At 67.6% G+C, this 18,767-nt stretch carries 13 protein-coding genes and 1 pseudogene; 10 read left to right on the forward strand and 4 right to left on the reverse strand.

Translation table 11 applies throughout. The features are described from left to right. Positions 1–158: 158 nt before the first annotated feature. From test1122_RS18090 to test1122_RS18105, 4 genes and pseudogenes are all read left to right on the forward strand, one after another. The gene (locus test1122_RS18090) at positions 159–911 is read left to right on the forward strand and encodes a GntR family transcriptional regulator (protein ID WP_232270212.1); all 753 of its coding nucleotides are present in this window, start codon (positions 159–161) and stop codon (positions 909–911) included. A gap of 153 nt (positions 912–1,064) precedes the next feature. Next, complete coding sequence (locus tag test1122_RS18095; protein WP_232270213.1) at positions 1,065–1,268, forward strand: SPOR domain-containing protein; 204 nt, start codon at positions 1,065–1,067, stop codon at positions 1,266–1,268. An 89-nt stretch (positions 1,269–1,357) separates the two neighbouring features. After that, on the forward strand, positions 1,358–3,805 hold the full coding sequence (locus test1122_RS18100) for a SpoIIE family protein phosphatase (protein WP_232270214.1): 2,448 nt from the start codon (positions 1,358–1,360) through the stop codon (positions 3,803–3,805). 259 nt (positions 3,806–4,064) lie between these two features. Further along, a pseudogene (locus test1122_RS18105) lies at positions 4,065–5,783 on the forward strand (ATP-binding SpoIIE family protein phosphatase); the annotation flags it as partial. Positions 5,784–5,835: 52 nt separating this feature from the next. Here the strand turns inward: test1122_RS18105 and test1122_RS18110 are convergent. The 4 genes from test1122_RS18110 to test1122_RS18125 are packed head-to-tail and all read right to left on the reverse strand — an operon-like array spanning position 5,836 to position 9,722. Further along, positions 5,836–6,636, reverse strand: a complete 801-nt coding sequence (locus test1122_RS18110; protein ID WP_232270215.1) for a succinate dehydrogenase/fumarate reductase iron-sulfur subunit — start codon at positions 6,634–6,636, stop codon at positions 5,836–5,838. Next, positions 6,633–8,549, reverse strand: coding sequence for a fumarate reductase/succinate dehydrogenase flavoprotein subunit (locus test1122_RS18115; RefSeq protein ID WP_232270216.1), 1,917 nt, complete (start codon positions 8,547–8,549; stop codon positions 6,633–6,635). The genes test1122_RS18110 and test1122_RS18115 overlap by 4 nt, the downstream gene beginning before the upstream one ends. Positions 8,550–8,565: 16 nt before the next feature. Beyond that, complete coding sequence (locus test1122_RS18120; protein ID WP_232270217.1) at positions 8,566–9,387, reverse strand: hypothetical protein; 822 nt, start codon at positions 9,385–9,387, stop codon at positions 8,566–8,568. Between the two features lie 47 nt (positions 9,388–9,434). Next, positions 9,435–9,722 (reverse strand): hypothetical protein, encoded by a 288-nt coding sequence (locus tag test1122_RS18125; RefSeq protein WP_232270218.1) that lies wholly within the window; start codon positions 9,720–9,722, stop codon positions 9,435–9,437. Between the two features lie 269 nt (positions 9,723–9,991). On the opposite strand from test1122_RS18125, the gene test1122_RS18130 reads away from it, so the two are divergent. The 6 genes from test1122_RS18130 to test1122_RS18155 all read left to right on the forward strand — a co-directional run bounded on the left by test1122_RS18130 (position 9,992) and on the right by test1122_RS18155 (position 18,753). Further along, the gene (locus test1122_RS18130) at positions 9,992–12,094 is read left to right on the forward strand and encodes an ABC transporter family substrate-binding protein (RefSeq protein ID WP_232270219.1); all 2,103 of its coding nucleotides are present in this window, start codon (positions 9,992–9,994) and stop codon (positions 12,092–12,094) included. 156 nt (positions 12,095–12,250) lie between these two features. Further along, positions 12,251–14,122, forward strand: a complete 1,872-nt coding sequence (gene typA / locus test1122_RS18135) for a translational GTPase TypA (RefSeq protein WP_232270220.1) — start codon at positions 12,251–12,253, stop codon at positions 14,120–14,122. 394 nt (positions 14,123–14,516) lie between these two features. Next, positions 14,517–14,771, forward strand: coding sequence for a helix-turn-helix domain-containing protein (locus tag test1122_RS18140; RefSeq protein ID WP_277879848.1), 255 nt, complete (start codon positions 14,517–14,519; stop codon positions 14,769–14,771). A gap of 425 nt (positions 14,772–15,196) precedes the next feature. Beyond that, complete coding sequence (locus test1122_RS18145) at positions 15,197–16,825, forward strand: peptide ABC transporter substrate-binding protein (RefSeq protein ID WP_232270222.1); 1,629 nt, start codon at positions 15,197–15,199, stop codon at positions 16,823–16,825. Between the two features lie 25 nt (positions 16,826–16,850). Next, positions 16,851–17,774 (forward strand): ABC transporter permease, encoded by a 924-nt coding sequence (locus test1122_RS18150; protein WP_232270223.1) that lies wholly within the window; start codon positions 16,851–16,853, stop codon positions 17,772–17,774. Continuing rightward, on the forward strand, positions 17,767–18,753 hold the full coding sequence (locus test1122_RS18155) for an ABC transporter permease (RefSeq protein ID WP_232270224.1): 987 nt from the start codon (positions 17,767–17,769) through the stop codon (positions 18,751–18,753). Before test1122_RS18150 ends, test1122_RS18155 begins: the two co-directional genes overlap by 8 nt. Positions 18,754–18,767 lie beyond the last annotated feature (14 nt).

Below are 18,767 nucleotides of genomic sequence, written 5' to 3' on the forward strand. Positions count from 1 at the left end.
TCTGTGACGAATAACGTTGGCCCCCACAGCCAGACTGTGGGGGCCAACACCTGTCTGAGCAGTAAGTCATCACATCGGGTGAATCTTTGGCCGTTCATTGCGGTTGACCACCGAGGGTTGCCAAGCTGTTGCTCACCGTCAACCTGTTGGGAGGACACGTGCCTTTCGGTGAGCAGCCCGCGTATTTGCGTGTGGCCGGGGACCTGCGGCAGAAAATCGTCGACGGCACGCTGGCTCCGCACTCGCGCCTCCCTTCACAGGCCAAGATCCGCGCGGAGTACGGCGTCTCGGACACGGTGGCCCTGGAGGCCCGTAAGGTCCTGATGGCCGAAGGCCTGGTGGAAGGCCGGTCCGGGTCCGGGACGTACGTTCGCGAGCATCCGGTGCCTCGCCGTATCGCCCGGACGGGATACCGGGCGGCCGGTGGCTCCAGCCCCTTCCGTCAGGAGCAGGCGGACGACCAGGTCAACGGCACCTGGGAGTCGCACAGTACGCAGGAGGAAGCGAGCCCCGTGATCGCGGCGCGGCTGGGGGTGGAGGCGGGGGACCGGGTGATGCGCACCCGCTATCTCTTCCGTGGTGACGGCGAGCCGTCCATGCTCTCCACCTCCTGGGAGCCGCTGTCCCTGACCGGCCGTACTCCGGTGATGCTGCCGGAGGAGGGGCCGCTGGGTGGTCAGGGGGTGGTGGAGCGGATGGCGGCCATCGACGTCATTGTCGACAACGTCGTGGAGGAGGTCAGCTCCCGGCCCGGGCTGGCCGAGGAGATGACGGCTCTGGGTGGTGTCCCGGGCCACGCCGTCCTGGTGATCGCGCGGACGTACTACGCGGGCGGCCGCCCCGTGGAGACGGCGGATGTGGTGATCCCCGCGGACCGCTATCGCATCGCCTATCACATGCCCGTCCGCTAGGGGTGTCCGTGGCCGGGGCATGGCCGAATCCGTGCCTCATTGTGCAAAGCCGAATGCGCTGAGTGAGGGTCGGGCGTAAGCTCGGGCATATGCGGAACGCGGGATCGTTAGGGATGGGACGGGGCGCACCACGGCGGCAGGTGGGGGCGCGTCATGAATGAGAATGCCACGCTGCCCTGGATGGTGATACGTCAGGACGACAACGGCAGTCGCTACCGGGTCGGCCGCTATGCCACGCGCGGGGAAGCGCAGACGCTGGTCGACCGGCTCGGCAAGAGGGTGCGGAGAGATGCAGAGGGGGGCGTGCGACGCTACGTGGTGGAGCGTTTGGGGCATACGAGCGGTGACCAGGGCTGACCGCGTGCAAAATCGGGTATGTGGGCTATTAGTCCAACTTCGCCGGAAAGTTCCGGCGGCGTGGCTACCCGAACAGGGACGTGGGCGGAGTGAGCGAGGCACCGGGCGCAGCAGATTCACTGCTCGATACGCTCCGCATCGGTGTTGTCATCCTCGACACCGGGGGCCGCATCCTGCTCTGGACCCCCGCCATCGAGGAGCTGCTCGGCTGGCGCGGCGACGAGGTCGCCGGGCACCGGTTTGTGGAGTTCCTTGAGGAGCCGGAGCGGGATCCCGACACCACGCGGCGGATTTACGGCGAGTTGCGGCATGGCCGGCAGTGGCGGGGGATCCTGCGCGGTAAGCACCGGGATGGCTATCCGGTCGAGATCGAGGCCCGGGCCATGCTCCTGGAGGACGCCGACAGCGAGCCCTTCATTCTGGCCAATGTCGTCGAGATCAGCAGACTGCGCGCGATCGAGCACAACCTCGCCGCCCTGGACGCTCTCTTTGACTCCTCACCGCTGGGCATCGCCCTCTTCGATGAAAAGAAACGTTTCGTGCGGGTCAACAAGGCGCTTGCCCGGCTCAATAAAACCCCGGTTGAGAAGCTGCTCGGCCGCACCGTCGAAGAAGTCCTGCCGGACTTCATGGCCAGGGAGATCTCCCAGGTCCAGTCCGCTGTACTGGCCACCGGACGCACGGTCGTCGACATGGTGATGCCCGCCCCCGACGGCAAGGGCTCCCGCTCGGTGTCGTACGGCAGGCTCACCGACCGCACCGGCCGAGTCCTCGGCGTCAGCTGCACCATCATGGACATCACCGAGCGCCGCGAGGCACTGGAGAAGGTCGAACGCGCCCGCCAGCGGCTCAAGCTCCTCGACGACGTCGGCGTCGCCCTCGGTGACCTGCTCGACGTACGGAAGATCTCCCAGGCGCTCGCCGAAGCCCTGGTGCCCCGCTTCGCCGACTACGCGGGTGTGATGCTGTTCAGCGCCGTCGCCTACGGGGATGAGCTGCCCCGTGGTGGCCAGCTCACCGGTGTCCCGCTGCTCCAGCTCGGCGTCGCCGCCAAGCGCACCGGCCCCAATGTCGAGCGGATGCTCCGGGTCGGCCAGGACATCGCCCTCGCCCCGGACTCCTTCTTCGCCACCGTCCTCGCCACCGGTGTCCCCCATCTCGCCGCCTCCCAGCGGGAGCTGCTGGCCGCGACCTACCCGGGAGACCCCAAGGTGCAGGCCGCCCTCGACCTGGGCATCCACTCGCTGATGGCCGTACCCCTCAGCGCGCGCGGCATTGTCCTGGGACTGCTGGTCATCAGCCGCGCCGAGCGCCGCGACCCCTTCGACCGGGACGATCTCGCCTTCACCATGGAGCTGGCCGGACGCGCCGGGGTCTCCCTCGACAACGCCCGGCTCTACGCCCGGGAGCGTGAGGGCGCCCTCATGCTCCAGCGCAGCCTGCTGCCCCAGCGGGTGCCCTCGCCGCCCGGCGTACGGGTCGGCTACCGCTATGTGCCCGGCAGCAGCGGCGCCGAGGTCGGGGGCGACTGGTTCGATGTCATCTCGCTGGCCGGCGGCCGGATCGCCCTCGTCGTCGGCGATGTGATGGGCCATGGGCTGCGCGCGGCGGCCACCATGGGACGGCTGCGCACCGCCGTGCGTACCCTCGCCGCACTCGATCTGCCCCCCGACGCCCTGCTGCGCCGTATCAACGACCTCGCCGACGACCTCGCTCAGGGCCCCGACGATCCCCTCATGGCCACCTGCGTCTACGCGGTCTACGACCCCTCCACCCGGCACTGCACCCTCGCCAGGGCCGGTCATGTGCCGCCCCTGCTCCTCACCTTCAGCACCCGGGCGGGCTGCTGGACCGCCGAACCCCTTGAGCTGCCCTCCGGCGCGCCGCTCGGTGTCGGCGGGGTCGCCTTTGAGTCAGCGGACTTTGAGATCGAGGAGGGCGCCGTCCTCGTCCTCTACACCGATGGCCTGATCGAGGCCCGGGACGAGGACATCAGCGAGGGCCTGGACCGGCTGTGCGAGCGGCTCTCCGGGGTACGGGGGGAATTCGATATCGAGGATGCCTGTGATGACGTCATCGCCATGCTGGGCGATGACGTCGCGAACGCCCCCGCCTCGGTGGACGATGTCGCCCTGCTGATGGCACAGCTGGGCGGTCTCCCCGAGGACAGCACCGCGTGCTGGTCGTTCCCAGCCGAGACCCGCGCGGTCCGGCAGGCCCGCACCGAGGTCCGCCGCACGCTGCTCGGCTGGGGCCTGGAGGCCATCAGCGATGAAGCGGAGCTGCTGGTCAGCGAGTTGGTCACCAATTCGCTGCGGTACGCACGCGGCCCTATCGGAGTACGTATGGTCCGTGGCAGTTCCCTGTTGGTCGAGGTCTCCGACCCACTGCCGGAGCCGCCCCGGGAGCGGGCCGCCGCGCTGGATGACGAGGGGGGACGGGGCATCCAGCTCGTCGCTCACTCCGCGCGGCGCTGGGGCACGCGGCATGGACCCATCGGCAAGACGGTGTGGTTCGAGCTGAGCCTCCCCGCGTAGCCCGGTTTTGGGAAGGGGTGTGGTTGGGGAAACTCCGCCTGGTTAGGAGAAGAGAGCAGGCAGTGCTAGGTGTGACACATGATGAGATGACCAGCGCTGGTTGTAGCAGAAGCGAGCAGCAGTCGGGCAGCTATCGGGAAGACCGTGCTCCGGAAGGCGCGGTCCTGCCAGACTGCCCGTAGGCTCGCGAGCTGGGAACGACGGGGAAGGGGCGGCGTTGAGCGAGATTCCGGTCGAGGCAGGCAAGCCCGACGATGTGCGCCGTGCCCTGGCCCTGCTGAACGCAGCGGGTGCTCGGATCGGTAACTCCCTCGACTTGGAGAAGACAGCGTGTGAACTGCTCGATGTCGCGGTGCCGCAGTTCTGTGACCACGCCTCGGTAGACCTCTACGAGGAAGTGCTCGCGGGCGATGAACCACGGCCCGGCAGCGGGGGAGAGGGCAGCGCGCCGCTGCGCCGGGTCGCCTTCGCCAGCGCCGTCGGGGACGGTTCGGACCCCGACACGGTTCCGCTGGGCTCCACCCACCGCTACGCCTTTGAGTCACCCTGCGCGATCGCCCTGCGCACCGCCCGGGTCAAGGCCTACCAGCCACAGGAGCCGGAGAGCACCTCCGCCTTCGGTACCGCCGTGCACTCCACCCTCGCCGTGCCCATGGTCGCCCGCGAACGGGTGCTCGGTCTGGTGCAGTTCTCCCGCGCGAAGGGCAGCGAGCGCTTTGGCGAGCGGGACGCGGCGCTGGCCGCCGAGCTCGCCGCCCGGGCCGCCGTCTGCATCGACAACGCCCGGCTCTACCGCCGCGAACACGAGCGCGCGCTGATACTGCAACGCAGTCTGCTGCCACCGGGTGACCCGGAAGCCGCCGGGCTCGACATCGCCTGCCGCTACCGCCCCGGTACCGCGGCGACGGAGGTGGGCGGCGACTGGTTCGACGTCATCGAGCTGCCCGGACACCGGACCGCCCTGGTCGTCGGTGATGTGATGGGGCGTGGGCTGCGCGCCGCCGTCGCCATGGGTGAACTGCGGACCGCCGTACGCACCTTGGCGCTGCTCGATCTGGAGCCCGCCGAGGTGCTGGAGGCACTGGACGAGATCGCCCGTGGCCTGGGCGACGCGCCGTGCACCCGCCGGGGCGGCGACGACCTCTCCGAGGTCTATCTGGCCACCTGCGCCTACGCTGTGTACGACCCGGTCTCCCGGCGCTGCACATTCGCCAACGCGGGCCATCTGCCGCCCGTTCTCGTTGAACCGGGGGAGCCCGCCCTGCTCCTTGAGGTCCCCAAGGGCGTACCGCTCGGGGTCGGTGGTGAACCCTTTGAGCAGATCGAGGTGGAGCTGCCGGACGGCGCGCTGCTCGCCCTCTATACGGACGGTCTGGTCGAGTCCCGCTACCAGGCGCTGGACGACGGTCTGCATGCCCTTCGTACGACGCTGTCCAGGCCGGTCAGCCCACTGGAGGACGTCTGCGATGACGTGCTCGGCGCCCTCGACACCCACCATGGCGAGGACGATGTCGCCCTGCTGCTCGCCCGGGTCCAGGGACTGTGCGCGGGCTCCGTGGGCGACTGGCGGCTGCCCGCCGAGCCGCGTTCGGTGGCCCGAGCCCGGGAGCTGGCTCGCCAGCAGCTGGCCGTCTGGGACTTGAACGATCTCGCCGATACGACTGAGTTGCTGGTCAGCGAGCTGGTCACCAATGCCCTGCGGCACGGCGAGGGCGAGATCCGGCTGCGACTGCTGCTGGACCGCACGCTCGTCTGCGAGGTCTGGGACGCGGCCCTGGTGCAGCCGCGCCGCCGTCGCGCCCGGGATACCGATGAGGGTGGCCGGGGCCTGCAGCTGGTCGGCCTGCTCTCCACGGGCTGGGGCAGCCGCCGTACGCCCCGGGGCAAGACGGTCTGGTTCGAGCTCGCCGTCCCCGACGGCGAACCCAAACCCCCGGACTCCATCGAAGCCCTACTGGACGCCTTCCCATCAATCTAGCCCCCGGTTGCGGGCACTCCGCCGGGGCGGAGCCCGCAACGCGGCGGAGCCGCTACGACCTGCGGCGCCGGATCTTGTTCCCCAGCCAGACCACCGGATCGTACTTGCGGTCCACCACCAGCTCCTTCATGGGAATCAACGCGTTGTCCGTAATCTTGATCCCCTCAGGACACACCTCAGTACAGCACTTGGTGATGTTGCAGTAGCCCAGACCATGCTCGTCCTGCGCAGTGGTCCGGCGGTCCATGCCCCGCTCCTCAGCCGCGTCCAGCGGATGCATATCGAGCTCCGCGATCCGCATGAGGAAGCGCGGCCCCGCGAACGGGGCCTTGTTCTCCTCATGGTCGCGCACTACGTGACACGTGTCCTGGCACAGAAAGCACTCGATGCACTTACGGAACTCCTGCGACCGCCCCACATCCTCCTGCTGCATCCGGTACTCCCCGGGCTGCAGCTCGGCGGGCGGCACAAAGGAAGGGATCTCCCGCGCCTTGGTGTAGTTGTAGCCGACATCGGTGACCAGGTCCCGTACGACGGGAAAGGCCCGCAGCGGTGTGACCGTGATGGTCTCGGCGCGGTCGAAGACCGACATCCGCGTCATGCACAGCAGCCGTGGCCTGCCGTTGATCTCCGCACTGCAGGAACCGCACTTGCCCGCCTTACAGTTCCAGCGGACCGCCAGATCCGGGGCCTGGGTGGCCTGCAGCCGGTGAATGATGTCGAGGACGACCTCGCCCTCGTTCACCTCGACGGTGAAGTCCGTCAGACCGCCGCCGTCCCTGTCGCCGCGCCAGACCCGGAAGTGCGCGTTATAGCTGGTTGTCGCTGCGCTGCTGCTCGCCGCTGTCGTCACTCGGTCGTCAGCTCCTCATCGGTGAGATACTTGACCAGCTCGTCCTTGTCGAAGAGTTCGAGCAGATCGTGCCGGATCGACTCCATCTCCCGGCGGCGCAGCGAGATCTTGCCGAGACCGTCGGCGTCCTCGGTGAGGGAGCAGACCAGATTGGCGCGCCGCCACTCGCGGTCCATTTCGGGGTAGTCATCGCGGGTGTGGCCGCCACGGGACTCGGTGCGGTTGAGCGCGGCACGCGCCACGCACTCGCTGACCAGCAGCATGTTCCGCAGATCGAGGGCCAGATGCCAGCCCGGGTTGTACTGCCGGTGGCCCTCGACACCGGCCCGCCGCGCCCGCAGCCGCAGCTCGGCCAGCTTGTCCAGGGCCTGACCCATCTCGGATTCCCGCCGGATGATGCCGACGAGATCGTTCATGGTCTGCTGCAGCTCCTGGTGGACCGAGTACGGGTTCTCGGCGGGCGTATCCGGCTCCGGTGCCTCCGCGCTGAACGGGCGCAGCGCCTCGGCTGCCGCCTTGTCGATCTGGTCCTGGGAGACCGTGGGCCGGTCGTCGCCGGTCAGGACCGCCGCGTGCTGGGCGGCGTAGAGACCGGCCCGGCGGCCGAAGACCAGCAGATCGGAGAGGGAGTTGCCACCCAGCCGATTGGAGCCGTGCATACCGCCCGCGACCTCGCCCGCCGCGAAGAGTCCGGGTACGCCGGTGGCCGCGGCCGTATCGGGGTCGACCTCCACACCGCCCATGACGTAGTGGCAGGTCGGTCCGACCTCCATGGGTGTCGCGGTGATGTCCACATCCGCCAGCTCCTTGAACTGGTGGTACATCGACGGCAGCCGCTGTCTGATCTGTTCGGCGGGCATCCGGTCCGACACATCCAGGAAGACCCCGCCGTGCGGGGAGCCACGCCCGGCCTTGACCTCGGTGTTGATGGCGCGGGCCACCTCATCGCGGGGCAGCAGCTCCGGTGGACGGCGGTTGTTGTCCGGGTCCTCGTACCAGCGGTCGGCCTCGTCCTCGGTCTCGGCGTACTTGTCCTTGAAGACCTCCGGGATGTAGTCGAACATGAACCGCTTGCCGTCGCTGTTCTGCAGCACCCCGCCGTCGCCGCGCACCGACTCGGTGACCAGGATTCCCTTGACCGAGGGCGGCCAGACCATCCCGGTCGGATGGAACTGCACGAACTCCATGTTGATCAGCGATGCCCCGGCCAGCAGCGCCAGCGCGTGTCCGTCGCCGGTGTACTCCCAGGAGTTCGAGGTCACCTTGAAGGACTTGCCGATGCCGCCGGTGGCCAGCACCACGGCCGGTGACTCGATGACGAAGAAGCGGCCGGACTCGCGGTCGTAGCAGAAGACGCCCGCGACACGCTCGCCCTCCTTGAGTACCCGGGTCACCGTGCACTCCTGGAAGACCTTCAGCCGGGCCTCGTAGTCGCCCGACTCCTGGAAGTCCTCCTGCTGCAGCGCGACGGTCTTCTGCTGCAGGGTGCGGATCATTTCCAGACCGGTCCGGTCACCGACATGCGCCAGGCGGGCGTACTCGTGCCCGCCGAAGTTGCGCTGGGAGATCTTTCCGTCCTTCGTACGGTCGAAGAGCGCTCCCCAGGTCTCCAGCTCCCACACCCGGTCCGGCGACTCCTGGGCGTGCAGTTCCGCCATCCGCCACTGGTTGAGGAACTTTCCGCCGCGCATGGTGTCGCGGAAGTGCACCCGCCAGTTGTCGCCCTCGTTGACATTGCCCATGCTGGCCGCGATGCCGCCTTCGGCCATCACCGTATGGGCCTTGCCGAAGAGCGATTTACAGATCACCGCGGTACGCAGGCCCTGCTCGCGGGCCTCGATGGCGGCCCGTAGCCCGGCACCGCCCGCGCCGACGATGACCACGTCCCACTGCTGTCGTTCCACCTGTGCCATTGCTCGTGCATCCCTCTCAGAAGAGCTGCGGATCGGTGAACGCCCCGGTCGCCAGCAGATAGACATAGAAGTCGGCGAGGGCCAGGCTGATCAGCGACGCCCAGGCCAGCTCCATATGCCGGCCGTTGAGCTTGCTGGTCCAGCTCCACAGCCGGTAGCGCACCGGGTGCTTGGAGAAGCTCCGCAGGCGGCCGCCCATGATGTGGCGGCAGGAGTGGCAGGAAATGGTGTATCCCCAGACCAGCACGATGTTGACCAAAAGGATGACCGTGCCCAGACCCATGTGCCCCCACTCGTACTCCGCGTTCCGGAAGCCGAGCAGGGCGTCGTAGCTGAGGATGACCGCGATCAGCGCGGCCGCGTAGAGGAAATAGCGGTGGCTGTTCTGCAGGATCAGCGGGAAGCGGGTCTCACCGGTGTACTTCTTGTGCGGCTCGGCCACCGCGCAGGCGGCCGGTGCGGCCCAGAAGCCCCGGTAGTAGGCCTTGCGGTAGTAATAGCAGGTCAGCCGGAAGCCCAGCGGGAGGACCAGGAAGATCAGGGCGGGGGACAGGGTCCACCAGTCGCCGAAGAGGGGAAAATTGGGTCCCGCCTTCATCGGCTGACAGTTCTCGGCGAGACAGGGTGAGTAGAAGGGCGAGACATAGGGCGCCGCGTAGTAGTGGGCGTTCGCGAACGCCCGCCAGGTCGCGTACACGATGAAGGCGAGCAGCCCCAGGGCGGTGACTCCAGGGGCGAGCCACCAGCGGTCGGTGCGCAGGTGCCCTTCGGCGATGGCGGGGCGCGCGCCCTCGCGCACACCGCCGGCCGGCGGTTCAGGTCGGGTGTCAGTGGCCAACGGGTTCTCCGGGGGAGGGGACGGGGACGGTGGACGGCGTCCCGCTGCTAAGGGGCGTGGTGGTCGCGGTGCCCGATTCCCTCGTCGTCGGTGTCGGTCCACAGCGAGCTCTTGTACGGATCGTCCGGAATGATGACCATCTCCGGCGGTGAGCCGGTGCGTGCCTGCGGTGCGGATTCGATGAGCAGGGCGATGCTCTCGCGCAGATGGTTCGCGTCCGTCCGCACCCGCCGGATCTCCAGTCCGCTGCCGACTTCCTGCTCCAATCGGTCCACGCGTCGTACGAGGTCGTCGATGCAACGCCGGGCCGCAGTCAACTCATCCTGCAATGTCATGACTTGCCCACCTCCGAAGGTGTGGCTGGGGGTGACCTTGGGAGTGTCGCGCGTCACACGGGCTATGGGAAGGGTGCCGCACCGGATTGCACCGCATGGGTGAGGCGGGGCGGCAGGCAGCGCCCAACCGGGTGGCTTATCGAGGCAGCCCGCCGTGTCGGCGAGCCGGTGTGTGACGGCTCACCTTCCATGGTTCCACATAGATGTGATGAGCCGCCGATGCCCCCAAAGGTGTACCGGGCGGGCGCCAGCTCCGGAGGTAAACAGCCATGCCAGGCGTGCCAGCCATCGACACCGCCGCGCGGCGCTGCGCGGCCGTACTCGCGGTGGGCCTTCTGCTCCCGCCCGTACTGGCCGGATGCGGCGGAAGCGAGGACACCAGCGAGGGCAAGAGCGGGGCGGCCCGCGACGTAGCGGTCACCGCCCGGGACCGGCTGGCCGACGGGGGCACCCTGCGCTGGGCGGTGGACGCGATGCCGGCCACCCTCAACGCGTTCCAGACCGACGCCGACGAGACCACGGACCGGATCGCGGACGCCACGTTGCCCGCCCTCTTCACCCTGGACAGCCGGGCCAAGCCGCAGCTCAACCGGGACTACCTCGAATCGGCTGAGGTGACGGAGCGGGAGCCACATCAGACGGTTGTCTACACGCTCAGCCCCAAGGCCCGCTGGAGCGACGGGAAGCCCATCGGCCTGGCGGACTTCCGCGCCCAGTGGAAGGCCCTGGGCGGCTCGAACAATGCGTACTGGACCGCGCGTAACGCCGGCTACGACCGGATCCACAAGGTGGAGAAGGGGGACAAGCCCCGCCAGGTGAAGGTCACCTTCGCCCGCCCGTACAGCGACTGGCAGTCCCTCTTCACCCCGCTCTATCCCAGGCCCGTGATGGGCAAACCCAAGGCATTCAACGACGACACCCGCACCAGGCTCGCCGTCTCGGGCGGCCCCTTCCGGCTCAAGGGCGGCAAGCTGGACCACAAGGCGGACGAGATCGCCCTGGAGCGCAACCCCAAGTGGTGGGGGCAGCCGGCGAAGCTCGATGAGATCGTGCTGACCGCAATCGACCAGAAGAAGCGGGGCAAGGCGCTCGCCCGGGGAAAGCTCGATCTCGCGGAGATCGAGCCACCGGTCATGAAGAAGATCGTGGCCGCCAGCGACCCCAGGAGAGACCCCGCCAAGAACCCCGCCGGGAACAACGAGGAAAACGAACGGAAGGGGGAGAAGAAGGCCCAGGCCGAGCGGAAGAAACTGCGCGGCTATGCCGTCCGCCGCGCCTACGATCCCGCTTACACCCAGCTGGCCCTCAACGGCGCCTCGGGGCCGCTCCGGGACGAGCGGGTCCGCCGCGGCATCGCCCGCGCGCTGGACCGCAAGAAGCTTGCCGAAGCCGCACTCGACCCGGCTGGTCTGCCCGGCAAGGCACTCGGCAGCCACCTGCGGATGTTCGACCAGGACGGCTACCACGACAACAGCGGCGCCATCGGCGAGGCGAGCAGGGAGTCGGCCTCGGCACTGCTCGCCGAAGCGGGCTGGCGGGGCGGCCCGTCCGTGGACTCCGGGCAGGGCGACGCCCAGGAGGACGCCAAGCGGGATGACTCAACCGGCCGCGCCCCCGTGTTCACCGCCCTCACCCACAGCGCCGCGATCGGCCATGCCGCCGTGCTGCGGCAGGTCGCTCACGCCGATGCCCGGGCGGCCAAGACGGCCGAAGAGAACTTCAGCGAGGACGCGGAGGAGCGGCTGAAGACCGCCAGAGCCTCGATGAAGAAGGCCGAGAAGGCCGAAGCCGCGCTCGGCGAGTTCCTGGGCGGGCTGCTGCGGGCCGAGGGCGGCCTCGTACGGAAGAAGGAGGGCAAGGAGCTGGAGCTGCGGATGGTGCTGCCCGCCGGTGACGGCTCCAAGGAGATCCGGCACACCGGCGAGCGGATCGTGCGGATGCTGGACAAGGTCGGCGTGCGCGCGAAGATCACCCAGGTCAGGGATGAGGCGTTCTTCAAGGACCACATCGCCTCCGGCGACTTCGACCTGGCCCTCTACTCCTGGCCCGCCAGTGCCTACCCCATCACCGACGCCCGGCCGATCTTCGCCAAGCCCGAGCCCGCCGCCGATGGCTCACTGCTCATCGAGCAGAACTACACCAGGGTCGGCACCGACCAGATCGACCACCTCTTCGAGCAGGCGGCGGGCGAGCTCGATGAGCGCGCCAAGCGTGATCTGATCAAGCGGATCGACGCCCGGGTCTGGGCCACCGCCGGTTCCATCCCGCTCTACCAGCGCCCCCAGCTGGTGGCCGCCGACAAGAAGCTCGGAAACGTCGGCGCCTTCGGCTTTGAGACCCCCCGCTACCAGGACATCGGCTACGTGAAGTAGCCAGCGATCACGCTCTGACCGGCCCGACGCGACCGTTGTCGGCTCGGGCCGTACCATGGAGGTTCAGGCCGTGGCGATAACGACAGGATCAGCCCGGCGGGCGCGCGACCACTCCGGTCGCGCCGCCATCCACGAACCCGGGAGAAGCGCCGCAGCATGCCCACGCGCCACGACATCCGTAACGTCGCCATCGTCGCCCATGTCGACCACGGCAAGACGACCCTCGTTGACGCCATGCTCAAGCAGGCTGGCGCCTTCGCCGCCCACCAGCTGGAGTCCGTCGACGACCGCATGATGGACTCCAACGACCTGGAGCGCGAGAAGGGCATCACCATTCTCGCGAAGAACACCGCCGTCAAGTACCACCCCAAGGACGGCGGCGACCCCATCACCATCAACATCATCGATACCCCGGGCCACGCCGACTTCGGCGGTGAGGTCGAGCGCGGTCTGTCCATGGTCGACGCCGTGGTGCTGCTGGTCGACGCGTCCGAGGGCCCGCTTCCGCAGACCCGCTTCGTCCTGCGCAAGGCGCTGGAAGCCCGGCTGCCGGTCATCCTCTGCATCAACAAGACCGACCGGCCCGACTCCCGTATCGCCGAGGTGGTCGACGACACCTACGCGCTCTTCCTGGACCTGGACGCGGACGAGGAGCAGATCGAGTTCCCCATCGTCTACGCCTGTGCCCGTGACGGCATCGCCTCGCTGACCCAGCCCGCGGACGGCTCCGTCCCGGCCGACAGCGACAGCCTGGAGCCCTTCTTCACCACGCTCCTGGAGACCGTCCCGGCCCCGACGTACGAGGAGGGTGCCCCGCTCCAGGCGCATGTCACCAACCTCGACGCGGACAACTTCCTCGGCCGTATCGCGCTGTGCCGGGTCCAGCACGGCACCCTGCGCAAGGGCCAGACCGTCGCCTGGATGAAGCGCGACGGTGAGGTACGCAGCGTCCGCATCACCGAGCTGCTGATGACCGACGCGCTCACCCGTAAGCCCGCCGAGGAGGCCGGCCCGGGCGACATCTGCGCGGTCGCCGGTATCGCCGACATCATGATCGGCGAGACCCTCGCCGACCCGGAGAACCCGGTCGCGCTGCCGCTGATCAAGGTCGATGAGCCGGCCATCTCGATGACCATCGGCACCAACACCTCACCGCTGGTCGGCAAGGGCGGCAAGGGCCACAAGGTCACCGCCCGGCTGGTCAAGGACCGGCTCGACAGGGAGCTCATCGGCAATGTCTCGCTGCGCGTGCTGCCGACCGAGCGCCCGGACGCCTGGGAGGTGCAGGGCCGCGGTGAGCTCGCGCTGGCCATCCTCGTCGAGACGATGCGCCGGGAGGGCTTCGAGCTGACGGTCGGCAAGCCCGAGGTCGTCACCAAGGAGATCGACGGCAAGGTACACGAGCCGATCGAGCGGATGACGATCGACGCCCCCGAGGAGCACCTGGGCGCGATCACCCAGCTGATGGCCTCCCGCAAGGGCCGGATGGAGACCATGACCAACCATGGCTCCGGCTGGGTCCGGATGGAGTTCATGGTCCCGTCCCGTGGCCTCATCGGCTTCCGGACCGAGTTCCTGACCGAGACCCGCGGCACCGGTATCGCGCACTCCATCTCCGAGGGCCATGAGCCGTGGTTCGGCGAGCTGCGCACCCGGCACAGCGGTTCGCTGGTCGCCGACCGGTCGGGGGTCGCCACACCGTTCGCCATGATGAACCTCCAGGAGCGCGGCACGATCTTTGTCGAGCCGGGCACCGAGGTCTACGAAGGCATGATCGTCGGTGAGAACTCACGCTCCGACGATATGGACGTGAACATCACCAAGGAGAAGAAGCTCACCAACATGCGCGCCGCCTCGGCCGACACCACGGAAAACCTGGTGCCGCCGCGGAAGCTCTCCCTGGAACAGTCCCTGGAGTTCTGCCGCGAGGACGAGTGCATAGAGGTCACCCCCGAGACGGTGCGTATACGCAAGGTGAAGCTGGACCAGCGCGAACGCGCCCGCGCCGCGTCCCGCGCAAAGCGCTGAGGCCTGTCAGACAACGCGATGAGGCGCGGTGCCCTTTCGGGGCACCGCGCCTCATCGCGTTATCGCGTCCGAGCCATCACCGGGGCAGCGTGGCCAGGCAAGCCCTTCCTCATATCTAGCTCAATTGCGTAGCAGCGGAGGTCCATCCTTCCCTAGATTGCAAGACTGACTGTCAACCCTGCGCGCGGGCAAGGCAGCAGGTGCTGCGCATAAGGCGGCTGGCCTGTGCAACCGGAACCCCTTGCTCAAGCGTCGCGGTTGATGACCAATACGGCTCACTATGACCATCTCCCTGGAGGAAGAAGATGAGCCAGTCTTACGGGGAACCCGGCCTTCCTGACCGCGTCAGAGTGCGCGTCGCGGGACCAGCCGGGCGTATGTCTTCGGGCAGGCGGTGCGTACGCGGCGCCTGGAGGTCGGCATGACGCAGAATCAGCTCGCTGCGGGGGCGGGCATGAGTCAGGCGGCCATCTCACGTCTGGAGCACGGCACATGCATACCGACGATTCCGCTGCTCACCAGGCTTGCGGAGGCGCTGGGCTCCAGCCTCAGCGTGTCAATCGGACCGACCGCGGAGGTGAAGGTCGTGTTCGGCGAGCGCCAGACCGCCGCGCCGGTCGCCGGGTGCGGAGCTGAACAGCTGCGCTGAGGGGGGTTGTGCCGTTCGGGGCGTCCCGGTGCCGTAGGCGCTGAGACGCCCCGGCGTCGTTGCCGGGACTGAAGTCATGCCAGTCGAGGCCGTTTGCGTGGATATCCGGGTGCCGTCCCTGGGTGGGCTCCGCCATGCCGGAGACCAGAGACCTCTGGGGCGCATCGCTGTCACGCCCCGGCTCCCCGTACTCCGTGTCGGTGATGAGGGCCCGGCCCGGCCGAGGGTGTGCAGAAGGGCAGCGGGGCGGCTCGCGGCATGGGCACCGCCTGAGCCCAGCCGACGAGGGTCATGAGCTTCCCGTCCGGCATATGGGCGGTTCTCTGTCACGAATCCGCACGGACGGGGGTCGTATACGTGCGGTGGGTGATCCACGAGGGTGTTATGGGGCCAAAGTGGAATTTTTGGGATCTGGGAGGCGCCTGATGCACGGAGCCACGCGCGTCGGCTGGGCCGTGGCTGGTGCGACGGCGATAGCTCTGGTGGCCAGCGCCTGTGGTGGAGGCGGCGGGGGCGACGCGGCCGGGGTGGTGCGCGCGTCCTGGGGGGACCCGCAGAATCCACTGGAGCCCGCGAACACCAATGAGGTGCAGGGCGGCAAGGTCCTGGACATGATCTTCCGGGGGCTCAAGCACTATGACCCCAAGACCGCCGAGGCGAAGAACGCCGTCGCGGACAAGATCGAGACGGAGGACAACCAGACCTTCACGATTACCCTCAAGAAGGGCTGGAAGTTCAGCGACGGGACAGACGTCACCGCCCACTCCTTCGTGGACGCGTGGAACTATGGCGCGCTGGTCACCAACAAACAGATCGGTTCGTCGTTCTTCCAGCACATTGAGGGATACGACGAGGTTCACCCGGCGGATGAGGGCGCCGAGCCGACCGCCAAGACCATGTCGGGTCTGACAGTGGAGGACAAGTACACCTTCACCGTGAAGCTCAAGGAGAAATTCACACTCTGGCCGGAGACCCTCGGATACACCGCGTTCGCGCCACTGCCCAAGGCGTTCTTCGACGATCACGATGCCTGGCTGGCGAAGCCGGTCGGAAACGGCCCGTACAAGGTGGACTCGTACACCAGGAGCCAGAGCATGCGGCTGTCGAAGAACGAGGCGTACTCGGGCGAGGAGAAGGTCAATAACGAGGGCGTCGAGCTACGGGTCTACACCGACAACAACACCGCCTACACCGACTTGCAGGCCGGGAACATCGACATCATCGACGATGTCCCGGCCTCGCAGCTCAAGAACGCGGAGCGGGATCTGGGCGGGCGCTACATCAACCAGCCGGCGGGCATCTTCCAGACCATCAACTTTCCCATGTACGAAGGCGCCTGGGGCAGTGGACGGGCGAAGAAGGTCCGGCAGGGCATCTCCATGGCGATCAACCGCAAGGAGATCACCGAGAAGATCTACTTCCGGACCCGCACCGCAGCCTCCGACTTCACTTCACCGGTGCTGCAGAAAGCCGGGGGGTACAAGAAGGGGTTGTGCGGCGATGAATGCACATACGACCCGGGGAAGGCCAAGGAGCTTATCGAGGAGGGCGGCGGGCTGCCGGGCGGGCGGATGACCCTGTCGTCGAATGTCGATACGGGTTCGCACCGCCAGTGGATGGACGCCGTCTGCAACAGCATCAACAACGCGCTCGGCCGGAGCAACGCGTGCACGGTCAACCCCGTCAGCACCTTCCCCGAATACCGCAGCAGAGTCACCGCCAAGAGGATGAAGGGCCCGTTCCGGGCTGGGTGGCAGATGGATTACCCGCTGATTCAGAACTTCCTTCAGCCGCTGTACTACACCAACGCATCGTCCAATGACTCCGGGTACAGCAGCGAAAAGTTCGACAGGCTCATCGATGAGGCCAACTCCGCCGAGGACGATGAGGAGTCCCTGGAGCTGTATCAGGAGGCGGAGAAGGTTCTTTCCGATGATCTGCCGGCCATCCCGCTGTGGTACCAGAACGGCACCGCTGGTTACTCGGACAGGATCGACAACGTCAGGCTGAACCCCTTCTCGGTCCCGGTCTACAACGAGATCACGGTCAACTGATCTCACGCTCTCCCGAGGAGGTCCCGTGGGGCGCTATGTCATCCGACGCCTGCTCCAGATGATCCCGGTGTTCATCGGAACCACCTTTTTGATTTTTGTGATGGTGCACGCGCTGGGCGACCCGGTCGCAGCGCTCTTCGGTGACCGCACCCCCGACCCTGCCACGGCCGCGCAGCTCCGCCGGGAGTTCAACCTCGATAAGCCGATGTGGCAGCAGTACCTGCTCTATATGGGAAAGATCTTCACCGGTGACTTCGGCACCGCCTTCAACGGCCAGCCAGTCACCCAGCTGCTGGCAGGCGCCCTCCCTATTTCCTTCCGGCTGATGCTTGTCGCGATGGGATTCGAGATCGTGCTCGGCATCACCCTGGGAGTGATCTCCGGGCTCCGCAAGGGCGGCAGTATGGATACCTCGGTACTGCTGATGACCTTGGTCGTCATCGCCATCCCGACCTTTGTCACCGGCGTGCTGGCGCAGTTCCTCTTCGGGGTGAAGCTGGGCTGGATCGACCCCGCCGTCAGCCCTGCGGCCCGCTTCGATGAGCTGCTGCTGCCAGGACTGATCCTGGCGCTGGTCTCCCTCGCCTACATCACCCGGCTCACCCGAACCTCGATCGCCGAGAACGCCCGGGCCGACTATGTCCGTACAGCCATCGCGAAGGGCCTGCCCCGGCGCAGGATCACCACCCATCATCTGCTGCGCAACTCACTGATCCCGGTGGTGACCTTCCTGGGCACCGATGTCGGCAGCCTGATGGCCGGCGCCTTGGTGACCGAGCGGATCTTCAACATCCAGGGCGTCGGATACCAGCTCTACCAAGGGGTGCTCCGGCAGAACTCGCCGACCGTGGTGGGCTTTGTGACGATCCTCGTGCTGGTTTTCCTGCTCGCCAATCTGCTTGTCGATCTGCTCTACGCCGTGCTTGACCCGAGGATTCGTTATGCCTGAGCCGCCCGAGCCGGACACCTCCGAGGCCCCCGGCGCGCCGGACTCCGCCGCCGCCATGGACCTGGCGACCGCCGAGGGCGAAACGGTGGAGGGCGGCAAAGGGTCCGGGGAGGAACCCCAGGAAGCCCCGGCGCGCGGTCTCTGGTCGGACGCCTGGCACGATCTGCGGCGCAACCCGATCTTCATCATCTCCGCGCTGCTGATCCTCTTTCTGATCCTCATCTCACTCTGGCCCAGCCTGCTCGCCAGCCGGGACCCCTTGAGCTGCCAGCTCGGCCGGTCCCTCGACGGCCCATCGGCAGGGCACTGGTTCGGCTTCGACACTCAGGGATGCGACGTTTATACGAGAACGGTGTACGGCGCCCGCGCCTCCGTCACGGTCAGCGTCTGCGCCACCCTTGGGGTCGCCCTCCTGGGTTCTGTCTTCGGCGGCCTGGCGGGCTTCTTCGGCGGTGTCTGGGACGCGCTGCTCTCCCGGGTCACCGACATTTTCTTCGGCATCCCGATCATCCTGGGCGCGCTGGTCTTCCTCGCCATGATCCCGGCTTCCGGCATCTGGCCGGTGGTCGGCGTCATCACCCTGCTGGCCTGGCCGCAGATCGCCCGTATCACCCGTGGCGCCGTCATCACCGCCAAACAGAACGACTATGTACAGGCGGCCAGAGCGCTCGGTGCCAGCAACACCAGAATGCTGCTGCGGCATATCCTGCCCAACGCCGTCGCTCCGGTGATCGTGGTCGCCACGATCGCGCTCGGCACGTATATCGCGCTGGAGGCGACGCTGAGCTTCCTCGGCGTCGGGCTCAAGCCGCCTACGGTCTCCTGGGGCGTGGACATCTCGAACGCTTCAGACGGCATGCAGTTCCGTAACGCCCCGCACATCCTGCTCTATCCGGCCGCCGCGCTGAGCATCACCGTGCTGGCGTTCATCATGCTCGGCGACGCGCTGCGCGACGCCCTCGACCCCAAGCTGCGTTGAGGAGTTGAAGTCGG

It is taken from the genome of Streptomyces gobiensis (assembly GCF_021216675.1).
In the GTDB taxonomy this organism is placed as follows: domain Bacteria; phylum Actinomycetota; class Actinomycetes; order Streptomycetales; family Streptomycetaceae; genus Streptomyces; species Streptomyces gobiensis.

Excerpts from the sequence above, each read along its gene's own strand:
- test1122_RS18155 (WP_232270224.1), top strand. The coding sequence starts at position 17,767 with ATGCCTGAGCCGCCCGAGCCGGACACCTCCGAGGCCCCCGGCGCGCCG.
- test1122_RS18145 (WP_232270222.1), top strand. The coding sequence starts at position 15,197 with ATGCACGGAGCCACGCGCGTCGGCTGGGCCGTGGCTGGTGCGACGGCG.
- test1122_RS18095 (WP_232270213.1), top strand. The coding sequence starts at position 1,065 with ATGAATGAGAATGCCACGCTGCCCTGGATGGTGATACGTCAGGACGAC.
- test1122_RS18130 (WP_232270219.1), top strand. The coding sequence starts at position 9,992 with ATGCCAGGCGTGCCAGCCATCGACACCGCCGCGCGGCGCTGCGCGGCC.
- test1122_RS18125 (WP_232270218.1), bottom strand. The coding sequence starts at position 9,722 with ATGACATTGCAGGATGAGTTGACTGCGGCCCGGCGTTGCATCGACGAC.
- test1122_RS18115 (WP_232270216.1), bottom strand. The coding sequence starts at position 8,549 with ATGGCACAGGTGGAACGACAGCAGTGGGACGTGGTCATCGTCGGCGCG.
- typA (WP_232270220.1), top strand. The coding sequence starts at position 12,251 with ATGCCCACGCGCCACGACATCCGTAACGTCGCCATCGTCGCCCATGTC.